Source organism: Citrobacter sp. Cpo221 (genome assembly GCF_030332345.1).
Taxonomy (GTDB): Bacteria; Pseudomonadota; Gammaproteobacteria; order Enterobacterales; family Enterobacteriaceae; genus Citrobacter; species Citrobacter portucalensis.
In genome coordinates this window covers 1-15,192 of record NZ_JAOWIA010000038.1, presented here as the reverse complement: position 1 = coordinate 15,192, position 15,192 = coordinate 1, and the positions used below count along the sequence as shown (strand labels likewise).

General features: G+C 51.9%; 13 protein-coding genes. 8 read left to right on the top strand and 5 right to left on the bottom strand.

Annotation, left to right across the window (positions count from 1 at the left end):
• Nucleotides 1-54: 54 nt before the first annotated feature.
• Complete coding sequence (gene asnC / locus OGY72_RS07885; RefSeq protein ID WP_003023780.1) at nt 55-513, bottom strand: transcriptional regulator AsnC; 459 nt, start codon at nt 511-513, stop codon at nt 55-57.
• Nucleotides 514-664: 151 nt separating this feature from the next.
• Here asnC and asnA point away from each other — a divergent pair, with 151 nt between their 5' ends.
• Nucleotides 665-1,657, top strand: coding sequence for an aspartate--ammonia ligase (asnA, locus tag OGY72_RS07880; RefSeq protein WP_003827009.1), 993 nt, complete (start codon nt 665-667; stop codon nt 1,655-1,657).
• A gap of 3 nt (nt 1,658-1,660) precedes the next feature.
• Here asnA and viaA read toward each other — a convergent pair whose 3' ends face one another.
• Together viaA and ravA are read right to left on the bottom strand one after the other, a co-directional pair.
• Nucleotides 1,661-3,112, bottom strand: a complete 1,452-nt coding sequence (gene viaA / locus OGY72_RS07875; RefSeq protein WP_003827006.1) for an ATPase RavA stimulator ViaA — start codon at nt 3,110-3,112, stop codon at nt 1,661-1,663.
• Complete coding sequence (gene ravA / locus OGY72_RS07870) at nt 3,106-4,602, bottom strand: ATPase RavA (protein WP_148362644.1); 1,497 nt, start codon at nt 4,600-4,602, stop codon at nt 3,106-3,108. Before ravA ends, viaA begins: the two co-directional genes overlap by 7 nt.
• Before the next feature lie 329 nt (nt 4,603-4,931).
• On the opposite strand from ravA, the gene kup reads away from it, so the two are divergent.
• From kup to rbsR, 7 genes are all read left to right on the top strand, one after another.
• Nucleotides 4,932-6,800 carry a low affinity potassium transporter Kup gene (gene kup / locus OGY72_RS07865; RefSeq protein WP_286547540.1) on the top strand — a complete coding sequence of 623 codons (1,869 nt, stop codon included), beginning with the start codon at nt 4,932-4,934 and terminating at the stop codon, nt 6,798-6,800.
• Nucleotides 6,801-6,992: 192 nt separating this feature from the next.
• A complete protein-coding gene (rbsD, locus tag OGY72_RS07860) occupies nt 6,993-7,412 on the top strand; it encodes a D-ribose pyranase (RefSeq protein WP_148362643.1) in 420 nt (139 codons plus the stop codon).
• Nucleotides 7,413-7,419: 7 nt separating this feature from the next.
• Complete coding sequence (gene rbsA, locus OGY72_RS07855) at nt 7,420-8,925, top strand: ribose ABC transporter ATP-binding protein RbsA (protein ID WP_003023764.1); 1,506 nt, start codon at nt 7,420-7,422, stop codon at nt 8,923-8,925.
• A 5-nt stretch (nt 8,926-8,930) separates the two neighbouring features.
• Complete coding sequence (rbsC, locus tag OGY72_RS07850; RefSeq protein ID WP_003826999.1) at nt 8,931-9,896, top strand: ribose ABC transporter permease; 966 nt, start codon at nt 8,931-8,933, stop codon at nt 9,894-9,896.
• Between the two features lie 24 nt (nt 9,897-9,920).
• Complete coding sequence (rbsB, locus tag OGY72_RS07845) at nt 9,921-10,811, top strand: ribose ABC transporter substrate-binding protein RbsB (protein ID WP_003023760.1); 891 nt, start codon at nt 9,921-9,923, stop codon at nt 10,809-10,811.
• 141 nt (nt 10,812-10,952) lie between these two features.
• Nucleotides 10,953-11,882 (top strand): ribokinase, encoded by a 930-nt coding sequence (gene rbsK, locus OGY72_RS07840; RefSeq protein ID WP_286547539.1) that lies wholly within the window; start codon nt 10,953-10,955, stop codon nt 11,880-11,882.
• A gap of 3 nt (nt 11,883-11,885) precedes the next feature.
• Nucleotides 11,886-12,878 carry a ribose operon transcriptional repressor RbsR gene (gene rbsR / locus OGY72_RS07835; RefSeq protein WP_003023757.1) on the top strand — a complete coding sequence of 331 codons (993 nt, stop codon included), beginning with the start codon at nt 11,886-11,888 and terminating at the stop codon, nt 12,876-12,878.
• Here the strand turns inward: rbsR and mdtD are convergent.
• Together mdtD and OGY72_RS07825 are read right to left on the bottom strand one after the other, a co-directional pair.
• Nucleotides 12,844-14,271, bottom strand: a complete 1,428-nt coding sequence (gene mdtD / locus OGY72_RS07830) for a multidrug transporter subunit MdtD (protein WP_286547538.1) — start codon at nt 14,269-14,271, stop codon at nt 12,844-12,846. The two genes, rbsR and mdtD, sit on opposite strands and share 35 nt — an antisense overlap.
• 1 nt (nt 14,272) lies before the next feature.
• Entirely contained in the window at nt 14,273-14,977 is a 705-nt protein-coding gene (locus OGY72_RS07825) for a FadR/GntR family transcriptional regulator (protein ID WP_003023753.1), read from the bottom strand.
• Nucleotides 14,978-15,192 lie beyond the last annotated feature (215 nt).

Sequence of the window (15,192 nt, the reverse complement as noted above, 5' to 3'; positions counted from 1 at the left end):
GCTGTGAGCGAGCTGGGATCTACCTGTGGAAAAATAGGGGATTAAAAAAACCGATCATGGCTTGATGGTACGCATGATCGGGTTTTGCAGGACGATCAGGGTTTCAGTGGACTGAATTTCGTCAATTGTTTGGATCTTGTTGATAAGTACCTGCTGCAATGCGTCGATCGACTTGCACATCACCTTAATAAAGATGCTGTAGTGCCCGGTGGTGTAATACGCTTCGGTCACTTCATCGAGGCTTTCCAGTCTGGCCAGCGCTGACGGATAGTCTTTCGCACTTTTCAGGATGATGCCGATAAAGCAGCCGACGTCATAACCCAATTGTTTGGGACTGACATCAATCCGCGCGCCGGTAATAATCCCCGCCTGCTTCATCTTTTCTACGCGAACGTGAATTGTTCCTGGGCTGACGCCGAACTGTTTGGCTAATTCTGCGTAGGCGGTACGAGCATTTTCCATTAAGGCGTCAAGAATGCCGCGGTCCAGATTGTCGATCTGATAATTTTCCATAGGTTTTTCTTATGTAGATTAATGATTCCCTCTATTTTAGACGTAATTTTTAACGAATCAAAATCGAAGTCGGCTTTTTGTTTGTTGATTATTGAATATTACCTCCATTCTGTTGCTTAATCATAGGCAACAGGACACAGGAGTACACATAATGAAAACCGCTTACATTGCCAAACAACGTCAAATTAGCTTCGTAAAATCTCATTTTTCTCGCCAGCTGGAAGAGCGTTTAGGCCTGATCGAAGTTCAGGCGCCGATCCTCAGCCGCGTTGGAGATGGCACGCAGGATAACTTGTCAGGCTGTGAAAAAGCGGTGCAGGTGAAGGTTAAAGCATTGCCAGACGCTCAATTCGAAGTGGTTCATTCACTGGCGAAGTGGAAGCGTCAAACGTTAGGACAACACGACTTTAGCGCAGGCGAGGGGCTGTACACGCACATGAAAGCCCTGCGTCCCGATGAAGATCGCCTCTCCCCGCTGCACTCAGTGTACGTTGACCAGTGGGACTGGGAGCGCGTGATGGGCGACGGTGAGCGTCAATTCTCCACTCTGAAAAGCACGGTAGAGGCTATCTGGGCGGGAATTAAGGCCACCGAAGCTGCGGTTAGCAAAGAGTTTGGTCTGGCACCGTTCCTGCCAGAGCAGATCCACTTTGTTCATAGCCAGGAGCTGTTATCTCGTTATCCGGATCTTGATGCAAAAGGTCGTGAACGTGCGATCGCTAAAGAGCTGGGTGCGGTATTCCTGGTGGGGATCGGCGGCAAGCTCAGTGACGGTCACCGTCATGACGTACGTGCGCCGGATTATGATGACTGGAGTTCAGCGTCCGAGCTGGGTCATGCCGGTCTGAACGGTGATATTCTGGTCTGGAACCCGGTTCTGGAAGATGCGTTTGAGCTGTCTTCTATGGGGATCCGTGTGGATGCTGACGCCCTGAAACACCAGCTGTCTCTGACCGGTGATGAAGATCGCCTGAGTCTGGAGTGGCACCAGGCGCTGCTGCGCGGTGAAATGCCGCAGACAATTGGTGGCGGCATTGGGCAGTCGCGTCTGACCATGCTGTTGCTGCAATTACCGCACATTGGTCAGGTTCAGTGTGGCGTATGGCCGGCCCAGGTTCGTGAAAGCGTCGCTTCTCTGCTGTAACAATTAACGCCGCCAGCGTCTGAGCAGGCGGCTTCGCATCCCGGTATCAAAGCGCCAGATATGATCGAAAATGCGCATGATGCCGGGTTTGCCATGTGCTGACATCGCTACCGCATGAAAACGGTGCTGGTGCACCCGCTGTAATTCTCCCACTTTGCTGACTACTTCATCGGGCAATCGCTGAGCGATAAAATCTGAGATAACCACCGCATCGGCATCAAACCATTCCCGACCCTGCATGCGTTCAATAATGGCGCGAAAACAGCTGGCAATATCAGTACCGCCACGAAAGCGCTGACTTAAAAAGCGGATCGCCTGTTCGATGCCCTCCGGACCGGAAAGCTCATAGCGCACCACTTCTGTTGAAAACAGCATAATGAAACAGCGCCGGTTATCGGCAAGGGCGACGCGCATTAGCGCCAGGCAAAAGGCTTTCGCACACTGCTCATTAAATCCGCCCATCGATCCTGATGTATCAACGCAGACGATAAAAGGTCCGCGCGGCTGCTCGTCAAAATCCTGATGCACCACCGGACGTTCTGTTACTTTCTCGCGCCATGCTTCGCCGTGCAGGCGGTAGGTCAGCAGTTGCTTTTCCACCAGCCTTCGGTAGAACTCGTATTCCAGTTCGGTAATACCCAACGTGGCCAGTTCTGGCGGTAGCAGGCGCAGGATATCGTCACTTTGCTGGATGCCATCCACCTGCTCCGGGACGGTTGCCGGTTCGCGCACCAGGGTACGGAAGGTTTCCATTGGCGCATCTTTACGCGGCACGGATTTCGCTTCTCTGGAACGTCCTAACTGCTCAGCCAGACGCTGGAGTTCGGGTTGTTGCGTCAGAAATTCGCCGTATTTCACCATCAACTGATAATCACCGCGCTTGATTTGGCCCGCGCTCATATCCCACAACCGACCTGCTGCGTTGTCATTTTCTGCCAGAACGGGTTCCAGTTGCCCGCTAAGGGTCATCCGTTCCTGAACTTCACTGAGCAAATGCTCGCGCTCTTCTTCCAGCAGTTGCTGATTCAGCGTTGTGGTTTGCACCACCAGGCTCAGGCGCCAGCGCTGGAGAAAAAGCGTATGTAGGGCGGGTGTAAAGGTACTGTTGTCATTAACCAGTTGCTGCGCTTGCCCGGCCCAGGGCGAATGAAGGCGGTGCAATAGCGATAATATTTGCGGTAGCTGAACGATAAACTGCGCATGAGAGAGGAGCTGGCTTTGTTGATAGCACATAACCTCCTCCATCAGCTCCGGCGGTACATGGGTATCTTTGAGGCGGCTACGCAATGATTCACGCCAGCGGGGAATGTCGTCAGTGATCGCTTTTTTAAGGCGAGGAAATTTTTTAAAAAATACCACCATCTTTGGGGAAGCCAGCAGGGCGACGATCATCTCTTCGATCATCGCCTCTTCGCTGACTGCCAGCATGATGTTGAGCGTATCAAGGGTCAGCATTGTTGTGCCTGGCGGATTTGCGCCCCGACATCCTGCAGGCTGGCCTCAATGCGGCCTAACCAGTCGCTATGAATAAACAGGCATTTTTGCTGTTCGCTGAATGCGCTGTGCTGCTGATGCCACTCGTTATCGAGCGCCTCAAGCTCCTGTTTTATCTCTGCGGGCATACTCTCTTGCGAAGCACCCGGCAGCGCCAGGCGAGAACCTTGTAAACTGACATCGCGCACAACCAGATGCTGTGCGCTATCGACTTCCATATTCAGCGTTTGGGCAAAGCCTATTCCGTTTAGTTTTCCGCGGATCTCACCGCCTTTTGTTAGCCACAGTTCCAGTGCGCCACGTTCGAAAGCTATATGGATAACCTCCATATCATGCAGTTTTAAAGGCTTTTGCAGCAGTAATGTCACGACAGAAGACGAGGCTTCTGGCGGTAAATCATAATGAGGACGACGGCTGAACATTCCGCCCTGGCGGATCACCGTGAACGCCGTTTTGTCGCTTTGCTGCTGCTGGAGCTGAATGCGGCGCTGCACAATGCTGCCCAGGCGCGTCAGCATGGCTTGCTGTTGCCAGGCGTGTCCGGTCATCAATATTTCAAGCTGCTGTTGCATCAGATTAAGGCTTTGCGCGTCGTACCACAGGCAATCTTTCAGCAGGATCAGGTCGATAGGTACTACCGCATCGCGTCCGCTAAAGAAAGCACTTGCCTGGAGTAAGCGGATCGCTTTTTTCCAGCGACGATCGGACACATAAGGAGCATTCGGTAACACGTCTAACTGCTGGCGCAGCGTGAAAATGAGCTCAAACACGCGATCGGGAAGCTTGATCGCACTAATGTCTTTTTGCCACTGGTGATACTCTTCATCCGTCACCTGCAATGATGCCGGGACCGGATTGTCGCTTTCATCCTGCTGACTTAACAGCATGGAGCGGAAATTGGCCTTGTCCTGAACTTTATCCAGCCACAGACGAATCAGCATACGGTCGTACAGCGCTTCCAGGCTGCTGTCGGCTTCAGGCAGTTCGTTGGAAGCAGCCACCAGCAGACGCATCGGAATTTTTTCTTCATACGCGCCGTTACGGAAATGACGTTCGTTAATGGCGGTCAACAGGGTGTTAAGAATTGCCGGGCCTGCTTTCCAGATTTCATCGAGAAAAACGATTTCAGCTTCAGGAAGATAGCCCGCCGTTAAGCGTTCATAGCGACCTTCGTCTTTAAGGGCCTGAATGGACAGCGGACCAAACACCTCTTCGGGCGTAGAGAAGCGCGTCATCAGGTATTCAAAAGCGCGTGCGTTTTGGAAGGCAAACTTCAGTCGGCGGGCAATTAAGCTTTTTGCGATCCCCGGGGGGCCTAATAAGAAAACGCTCTCGCCGCTGAGTGCTGCCAGCAGACACAGACGAATGGCGTGGCTACGTTCATAAAGTCCCTTTTCCAGCGCATTGCTCAGACGGGAAATTCTTTCCGCTAATAAATGTGGGTGAGCCATAATGAAGTGGCGTCCTTTCGCCAAATGTACTGCATAAACTGCGAGTATAGATGCTTCACACCATTGCAGTAATAGACTGAAGGTGCGCTTATTTTTCTTTGAGCCAGATTAATCTGGTCTCATTTAGGGGTACGATTTTGTGATTAATCGTGCATACTGTGCGCCTTTTTGTGGGCCAAGGGACGACGCACACATTTCTTATATATACACCAAATCAATCAAGCTGCACCAAGGCGGCAATGGAGTTTTCTTCTGGGATGGGGGGAATAACGAATGCAGCCCACACGGAGTGGCTTGAAAGATGATGTGTATAAACGAAAGACGAGTCTATGAGCACTGATAATAAACAATCATTGTCTGCGATTACCCTTGCGGCCATTGGGGTTGTCTACGGTGATATTGGTACCAGCCCACTTTATACGCTTCGTGAATGTTTGTCCGGCCAGTTTGGTTTTGGCGTTGAACATGATGCCGTATTTGGTTTTCTCTCGCTGATTTTCTGGCTGCTGATCTTTGTTGTCTCCATTAAATACCTGACGTTTGTCATGCGCGCAGATAACGCCGGAGAAGGCGGGATCCTGACGCTGATGTCATTGGCCGGGCGCAATACCTCGGCGCGAACAACCTCCATGCTGGTCATTATGGGATTGATAGGCGGCAGCTTCTTTTATGGTGAAGTGGTGATTACGCCAGCCATTTCGGTGATGTCTGCGATTGAAGGTCTGGAGATAGTTGCCCCGCAACTGGATACCTGGATTGTTCCGCTCTCAATAATTGTGCTGACCCTGCTGTTTTTGATTCAAAAACACGGTACCGGTATGGTCGGTAAGCTGTTTGCGCCGATTATGCTGCTATGGTTCCTGACGCTCGCGGTATTAGGCGTGCGCAGTATTATTGGCAATCCGGAAGTACTGCAGGCGCTCAATCCGTATTGGGCGGTGCATTTCTTCCTCGAATTCAAAACGCTGTCCTTTATCGCGCTGGGTGCGGTGGTGCTGTCGATTACAGGTGTTGAAGCGCTGTATGCGGATATGGGCCACTTCGGTAAATTGCCGATTCGTCTGGCATGGTTCTCCGTGGTATTGCCTTCACTGGTGCTGAACTATTTTGGGCAGGGCGCGTTGCTGTTAAAGCATCCTGAAGCAATCAAAAACCCGTTTTTCCTGCTGGCGCCGGACTGGGCATTAATTCCATTGTTGATCCTCGCCGCGCTGGCAACGGTCATCGCCTCTCAGGCGGTTATCTCCGGCGTCTTCTCGCTGACGCGTCAGGCCGTACGTCTGGGGTATTTATCGCCGATGCGTATCATCCATACCTCGGAAATGGAATCGGGCCAGATTTACATTCCTTTCGTTAACTGGATGCTCTATTTTGCGGTAGTTATCGTGATAGTGAGCTTTGAACACTCCAGTAATCTTGCTGCGGCGTATGGGATTGCGGTAACGGGGACGATGGTACTGACTTCAATTCTGTCGACCACCGTGGCGCGCAAAAACTGGCACTGGAATAAATACTTCGTCTTCCTGATCCTGGTGGCGTTCTTGTGCGTCGATGTTCCGCTGTTCTCCGCGAACCTCGATAAGCTTATTTCCGGCGGTTGGCTGCCTCTGACGCTGGGTCTGGTGATGTTCACCATCATGACCACCTGGAAAAGCGAACGCTTCCGTCTGCTGCGTCGCATGCATGAGCACGGTAACTCTCTGGAGGCGATGATTGCTTCTCTGGAGAAATCGCCACCGGTACGCGTGCCGGGAACGGCGGTGTATATGTCCCGCGCACTGAACGTCATCCCGTTTGCACTTCTGCATAACCTCAAGCATAACAAGGTGCTGCATGAGCGCGTTATTCTGCTGACGCTGCGCACGGAAGATGCGCCCTATGTTCACAACGTGCGTAGAGTGCAGATTGAGCAGTTATCGCCCACCTTCTGGCGCGTGGTGGCCAGCTACGGTTGGCGCGAAACGCCGAACGTGGAGGAAGTGTTCCATCGCTGCGGTCTGGAAGGCTTAAGTTGTCGGATGATGGAAACGTCCTTCTTCATGTCGCATGAGTCGTTGATTGTTGGCAAGCGGCCATGGTACCTGCGTCTGCGCGGCAAGCTGTATCTGCTGCTACAGCGCAACGCGCTGCGCGCGCCGGACCAGTTTGAAATCCCACCGAACCGGGTTATTGAGCTTGGTACTCAGGTAGAGATTTAATCTCATCGACGCCCTCTTTCATCGCGAAAGGGGGCGTTTTGTTTTGCCCCTCTCAGTTTTCATTTCATCGAATGATAATCCTTGCGAAACGTTTCGATGGCGATCACATTTTCGTAACGTCGCGGTGGTTTTCTGTCCACTCTTCGCACTACACTTATCTCCAGCGAAACGTTTCGCTAGTGGGGAAAGAAAATGAAGAAAGGCACGGTACTCAACTCTGAAATTTCAACGGTGATCTCCCGTCTGGGGCATACCGATACGCTGGTGGTGTGTGATGCAGGTTTACCCATCCCGAACAGCACAACGCGTATTGATATGGCATTAACCCAGGGCATACCTTCTTTTATGCAGGTACTGGATGTGGTCACACGTGAAATGCAGGTCGAGGCGGCCATTCTCGCGTCGGAAATTAAACAACATAATCCGCAACTCCACGAAACGTTGCTCAGCCACATTGAGCAACTGCAACAACACCAGGGAAACACCATAGAAATTCGTTACACCACGCATGAACAATTCAAAAAACAAACCGCAGACAGTCAGGCGGTAATTCGCAGCGGAGAATGTTCTCCGTATGCGAATATCATTCTCTGTGCTGGCGTCACGTTCTGAGGCCATCATGAACGCATTACTGCAACTTAAAGGGATCGATAAAGCGTTCCCGGGCGTAAAAGCGCTATCCGGCGCCGCGTTGAATGTCTACCCTGGCCGCGTAATGGCGCTGGTGGGCGAAAATGGCGCGGGCAAATCCACCATGATGAAAGTGCTGACCGGGATCTATACCCGTGATGCCGGTTCTTTATTGTGGCTGGGGAAAGAAACCACCTTTAATGGCCCTAAATCCTCTCAGGAAGCTGGTATCGGTATCATCCACCAGGAGCTGAACCTGATCCCGCAACTCACTATCGCCGAGAACATTTTTCTTGGCCGTGAGTTTGTGAATCGCTTTGGCAAAATTGACTGGAAGAAGATGTACGCCGAAGCCGATCTGCTGCTCGCCAAACTGAATCTGCGCTTTAAAAGCGACAGACTGGTTGGTGAGCTGTCGATTGGCGATCAGCAGATGGTCGAAATTGCCAAAGTGCTGAGCTTTGAATCGAAAGTCATCATTATGGATGAACCGACGGATGCCCTCACCGATACCGAAACCGAATCCCTGTTCCGCGTCATTCGCGAACTGAAATCCCAGGGACGCGGCATTGTCTATATTTCTCACCGCATGAAAGAGATCTTCGAGATTTGCGACGACGTAACCGTCTTCCGTGACGGGCAGTTTATTGCCGAACGTGAAGTTGCCTCGCTGACCGAAGACTCGCTGATTGAAATGATGGTGGGACGTAAGCTGGAAGATCAGTACCCGCGTCTGGAAAAAGCGCCGGGTGATATTCGCCTGAAGGTCGATAACCTGTGTGGCCCTGGCGTAAACGATGTTTCGTTCACGCTGCGTAAAGGCGAGATCCTTGGCGTATCCGGGCTGATGGGGGCCGGACGAACCGAACTGATGAAAGTGTTGTACGGCGCATTGCCGCGCACCAGCGGTTACGTCACGCTTGATGGCCATGAAGTGGTTACCCGTTCGCCGCAGGATGGGTTGGCTAACGGCATCGTCTATATTTCTGAAGACCGTAAACGCGATGGTTTAGTGCTGGGCATGTCGGTGAAAGAGAACATGTCACTGACCGCGCTGCGTTATTTCAGCCGCGCCGGTGGAAGCCTTAAACATAAAGATGAGCAGCAGGCGGTGGGTGATTTTATTCGTCTGTTCAATGTTAAAACACCATCAATGGAACAGGCTATCGGCCTGCTGTCCGGTGGTAACCAGCAGAAAGTGGCGATTGCGCGCGGTCTGATGACGCGGCCAAAAGTGCTGATCCTTGATGAACCAACGCGCGGCGTTGACGTTGGAGCCAAGAAAGAAATCTATCAGCTTATCAACCAGTTTAAGGCTGACGGGCTGAGCATCATTCTGGTCTCCTCTGAGATGCCAGAAGTATTGGGCATGAGCGATCGAATTATCGTTATGCATGAAGGGCATCTCGGCGGTGAGTTCACTCGCGAGCAGGCCACTCAGGAAGTATTAATGGCTGCCGCTGTGGGCAAGCTTAATCGCGTGAATCAGGAGTAAAAAAGATGACTACCCAGGCTGTTTCTGGTCGCCGTTATTTCACTAAAGCATGGCTTCTGGAGCAAAAGTCGCTCATCGCTCTGTTAGTGCTGATCGCGATTGTTTCCACCATGAGCCCTAACTTTTTTACCGTTAATAACCTTTTCAACATTCTCCAGCAAACGTCGGTGAACGCTATCATGGCCGTTGGCATGACGCTGGTTATCCTGACGTCGGGTATCGATCTGTCCGTCGGTTCCTTGCTGGCGCTTACCGGCGCGGTTGCGGCTTCAATTGTAGGGATTGAGGTCAATGCGCTGGTGGCTGTTGCTGCAGCCCTGGCGCTCGGCGCTGCCATTGGTGCAGTCACCGGGGTGATTGTTGCGAAAGGTCGGGTGCAGGCGTTTATTGCAACGCTGGTGATGATGCTGCTGCTGCGCGGCGTGACCATGGTGTACACCAACGGCAGTCCGGTTAATACCGGATTTACTGACAATGCCGATCTGTTTGGCTGGTTTGGTATTGGTCGTCCGTTAGGCATCCCTACGCCAGTGTGGATCATGGGGATTGTCTTCCTCGCGGCGTGGTACATGCTGCACCACACTCGTCTGGGCCGTTATATCTACGCGCTGGGCGGTAACGAAGCGGCAACGCGTTTGTCTGGTATCAGCGTCAGTAAAATCAAAATTATCGTTTACTCACTGTGCGGTCTGCTGGCATCGCTGGCGGGCATCATTGAAGTCGCGCGCCTCTCCTCTGCGCAACCAACAGCAGGTACTGGCTATGAGCTGGATGCGATCGCAGCGGTAGTGTTAGGCGGTACCAGCCTGGCGGGTGGTAAAGGACGTATTGTTGGGACGCTGATCGGCGCATTGATTCTTGGTTTCCTCAATAATGGTTTGAATTTGTTAGGTGTATCCTCCTATTACCAGATGATCGTCAAAGCGGTGGTGATTTTGCTGGCGGTACTGGTAGACAACAAAAAGCAGTAACAACGATTACAGGACATCTTAAATATGAACATGAAAAAACTGGCTACCCTGGTTTCTGCTGTTGCGCTGAGCGCCACCGTGAGCGCGAATGCGATGGCGAAAGATACCATTGCGCTGGTGGTCTCCACCCTCAACAACCCGTTCTTTGTTTCTCTGAAGGATGGGGCGCAAAAAGAGGCGGATAAGCTGGGTTACAACCTGGTGATTCTGGACTCGCAGAACAACCCGGCGAAAGAGCTGGCTAACGTTCAGGACTTAACGGTTCGTGGAACTAAAATTCTGCTGATCAACCCGACTGACTCTGATGCCGTTGGTAATGCGGTGAAGATGGCTAACCAGGCAAAAATTCCGGTTATTACCCTTGACCGTGTTGCCTCCAAAGGCGAAGTGGTAAGCCACATTGCGTCTGATAACGTGTTGGGTGGCAAAATTGCGGGTGATTACATCGCGAAGAAGGCCGGTGAAGGCGCGAAAGTTATCGAACTGCAGGGGATTGCCGGAACTTCAGCGGCGCGTGAGCGTGGCGAAGGTTTCCAGCAGGCCGTTGCGGCACACAAATTTAACGTACTGGCCAGCCAGCCGGCAGACTTCGACCGCACCAAAGGTCTGAACGTCATGCAGAACCTGCTGACCGCGCATCCTGATGTGCAGGCCGTATTTGCCCAGAACGATGAAATGGCGCTGGGTGCGCTGCGCGCACTGCAAACCGCGGGTAAATCTGATGTGATGGTGGTTGGATTTGACGGCACTCCAGATGGCGAAAAAGCAGTAAATGATGGCAAACTGGCTGCGACTATTGCTCAGTTGCCGGATCAGATCGGCGCGAAAGGCGTTGAGACTGCGGATAAAGTCCTGAAAGGCGAGAAGGTTCAGGCTAAATATCCGGTTGACCTGAAGCTGGTCATCAAGCAGTAATACCGATTCAGGTCGCTCGCGGCCTGATGGAGACATAAATACGCCATCCCCGTATCTGATTTTGGGGATGAAAGCGTAAAAAGAAAAGCAGGGCACGCGCCACCCTAACCCGGTGGCGCACTTTGACTTGGAACACCAAATATGAAAACCGCAGGCAACCTCGTTGTTCTTGGCAGTATCAATGCCGATCACATCCTTAACCTTAACTCTTTCCCGACACCTGGTGAAACCGTAACTGGTAGCCATTATCAGGTCGCATTTGGCGGTAAAGGCGCGAATCAGGCTGTTGCTGCGGGTCGTAGTGGCGCGAATATCGCATTCATTGCCTGTACGGGCGATGATGATATTGGCGAAAGTGTGCGTAAACAGTTAGCCAAAGATAACATCGATATTGCGCCGATTAGCGTAATTTCGGGGGAATCGACCGGTGTGGCGTTGATTTTTGTGAATGGTGAAGGTGAGAACGTTATCGGCATTCATGCCGGAGCGAACGCAGCTCTTTCGCCAGCGTTGGTGGAAGCACAGCATGAGCGTATTGCTCAGGCGTCCGCCTTACTTATGCAGTTAGAATCGCCGATCGAAAGCGTAGTGGCTGCGGCAAAGATTGCACATCAAAATAAGACCATGGTCGCCCTGAACCCGGCACCGGCACGTGAACTTTCTGATGAACTGCTGGCGCTGGTGGATATTATTACCCCGAATGAAACCGAGGCTGAAAAGCTGACGGGGATCCGGGTCGAAAATGATGAAGACGCGGCCAAAGCGGCGCAGGCATTGCACGCTAAAGGTATCCATACTGTACTGATTACTTTAGGTAGTCGCGGTGTGTGGGCCAGCGTTAATGGCGAAGGTCAGCGTGTGCCCGGTTTTAAAGTGGAAGCCGTTGATACTATTGCCGCTGGAGACACCTTTAATGGCGCGTTAATTACAGCGTTGCTGGAAGAGACTCCGCTGCCTGAAGCGATCCGTTTTGCGCATGCCGCTGCGGCGATAGCGGTTACCCGTAAAGGCGCACAGCCTTCCGTTCCGTGGCGCGAAGAAATAGAAGCGTTTTTAAGTCAACAGAGGTAACGCTTGGCTACAATGAAGGACGTCGCCCGCCTGGCGGGTGTTTCCACGTCGACGGTTTCTCACGTCATTAATAAAGATCGCTTTGTCAGTGAGTCCGTCACTGACAAAGTAGAAGCTGCAATTAAAGCGCTGAACTACGCGCCCTCAGCGCTGGCGCGTAGCCTCAAGTTAAACCAGACCCGCACGATTGGCATGTTAATCACTGCCAGTACCAATCCCTTCTATTCTGAACTAGTGCGCGGCGTTGAACGTAGCTGTTTTGAGCGCGGCTACAGTCTGGTGCTGTGCAATACCGAAGGCGATGAACAGCGCATGAACCGTAATCTGGAAACTCTGATGCAAAAACGTGTGGACGGCTTGTTGCTGCTCTGCACCGAAACACATCAGCCTTCCAGAGAGATAATGCAGCGTTATCCTTCTATACCGACCGTGATGATGGACTGGTCGCCTTTTGATGGTGAAAGCGATCTGATTCAGGATAATTCCTTGCTGGGCGGGGATTTAGCCACGCAACATCTTATCGAAAAAGGTTTTACGCGCATTGCCTGCATCACCGGGCCGCTGGATAAAACCCCGGCGCGTTTGCGTCTGGAAGGATATCGGGCAGCAATGAAGCGGGCGGGGTTGCCTGTTCCGGAAGGCTACGAGATTACCGGTGACTTTGAGTTCGGCGGCGGCTTTGAAGCTATGCAAACGTTGCTGTCGCATAAACAGCGACCGCAGGCCGTTTTTACAGGCAATGATGCAATGGCAGTTGGCGCGTATCAGGCTCTGTACCAGTCAGGATTGCGCATTCCGCAGGATATGGCTGTGGTGGGTTATGATGATATCGAGCTGGCGCGTTATATGACGCCGCCCCTGACGACCATCCACCAACCAAAAGATGAATTGGGCGAACTGGCCATCGATGTATTAATTCACCGGATGGCGCAGCCCGCATTACAGCAACAGCGTTTGCAGCTTACTCCTGTTCTGATGGAACGGGGGTCGGTTTAGGTTTGTGCCGATCTTTGATCAGGTTACGTCCATCTTTGGCTTTTAGCAGCATGAACATCAGCGCGGATATTACCGTGATAGCGCCCATCGTCATAAAGGTATAGTGGAACTGCTCGACCGTATTGGTTCCTTCCATACCTTCATAGATACGCAGAACGGCGGCGCTGATGGCAACCCCTAAACTGATTGATAACTGCTGAGTAACGGCCAATACGCTGTTGCCGCTGCTGGCGTTTTCATCGGTCAGATCCGCCAGAGTGATAGTATTCATTGAGGTAAACTGGGTGGACATCGCCATACCTAAAATGAACAGCGGCAGGATCAGCATCCACACCGGCATGGCTGGAGATTGCAAAGCGAACTGCGCAATCATCAGGCCGATAAATACCGTAACACCCACCAATGTGGTCCTGTAGCCGAGTTTGCGCAGAACCTGCGTCACCATGGATTTTGCCAGAATTGAACCCAACGCCGTTGGCGCCATCATACAACCGGCTATCAGAGCCGGATATCCAAAGCCTACCTGCAACATCAGCGGCATTAAGAAGGGCACGCAGCCTGTGCCCAGGCGAGTGGCGAGGTTTCCGGCGATCCCAACAGAAAAGGTTCGAGTCTTAAATATCGGAAGCGATATAAGCGGCGTTGGGTGACGACGCGCATGGCGAATATAGGCGAGTAGTAACAACACACTTGCAAGAATAATACCGAGTGCGACCCAGGTCTCGACAAGCTTCTCACCGAACAATTCAACGCCGCTGGAAAACAACACCAGGCTCAAACCAAACAGAAAGAAACCGGTCATATCAAAACTGCGGCGTGGCGTGGTGAAGTTCGGCATATATTTGCGGGCATAGAAGATACCGGCAATGCCAATTGGAATATTAATCAGGAAGATCCAGTGCCAACTGGCCCATGTAACCAGTACACCGCCCAATACCGGACCTAAAATCGGCCCCACAAGTCCTGGCATGGTGACGAAGTTAAGCACGGGAAGCAGTTCACTGCGGGGGTAGGCACGCAATAACGCCAGACGGGCAACGGGCATCATCATGGCGCCACCGATCCCCTGAATGACACGGAAAATCACCAGCTCGCTTAGGGAACTGGACAGCGCACAGGCCAGCGATCCCAACGTGAACAGGCTAACGGCAATCATAAAGATGCGTCGGGTACCAAATCGGTCTGCCAACCAACCACTTACCGGGATCAGCATCGCGACCGTCAGGGTATAGCTGATAATGGCCGACTGCATGGCGAGCGGAGAGCGGTTAAGACTATGTGCTATTGCGGGTAGGGCGGTATTGAGGATCGTGGCGTCTAGTGCCTGCATAAAAAAGGCCATGGCTGCTATCCACGGTAGCCCGGCCATACTGCGTGATTTCTTTTCTGACATATTATTTATCCGGTAGCACGTTCGGTGCTATCAGCAATGCCTGACAGGCAGCAAAGGCACGATCGCCATCGTTATCATCTATTGCGTCGACAATGGCCTGGTGCAAATCCAGTTTCACCACATCGTTATAGGTAATAGAGGTAAAGTAGGTCTGGTAAACAGAATGGAACAGAGATGCAAAGGAAATAAGGAACGGATTCGCACTCATTTCATAGATGTGCTCATGCCAGGCGATATCAACCTCAATCCAGCGTTCGCGTCTGAAGTTTCTTTTCAGCTCGACCATCTCTTCCATCAGCGTGTTGAGGTGCGCTTTCTGTTCAGCCGTACCTATGGTCGCTGCCAGTAAGCACGCCTGAGGCTCCAGGCTGATACGCATCACCAGAAAATGTTTAATGACCTGCGGGAAATTATCTTCTGTCATCCACCAGGTGAGCAGCTCCTGGTCAAGGAAGTTCCAGTTTGCTTGCGGCATGACGCGTGTACCAATACGTGGGCGCGGTAATACCATACCTTTTGCCGTTAATGTTTTTACTGCTTCTCTTACCGCGGTGCGACTCACGCCAAACTGATCGCCCAGCTCTATTTCGCCAGGCAATATCGCACCCGGCGCGTATTCACCTTTTAATATTCGCTGAGCCAGCTTTTCGGCCAGAACGTAGGACAAGTTTTTCTGTGCGGCTAGCTGTTGGGCATTTAACGGCATGAATGTTCTTCCTTACTCTTTTTCTTATTCATTAGTATGCCACCTGGAAGTGTGATTGCGGCTGCAAAAACGGCAATTTGCTTATTTTATGGCATGTTAATGGTTGTTTTGGTGAAAAAACACGCACTCGGAAAGTTATTTTAAATTTCCCCTTGTCAGCCTGAAATAACTCCCTATAATGCGCCTCCACTGACACGGAACAACGGATTACAAGC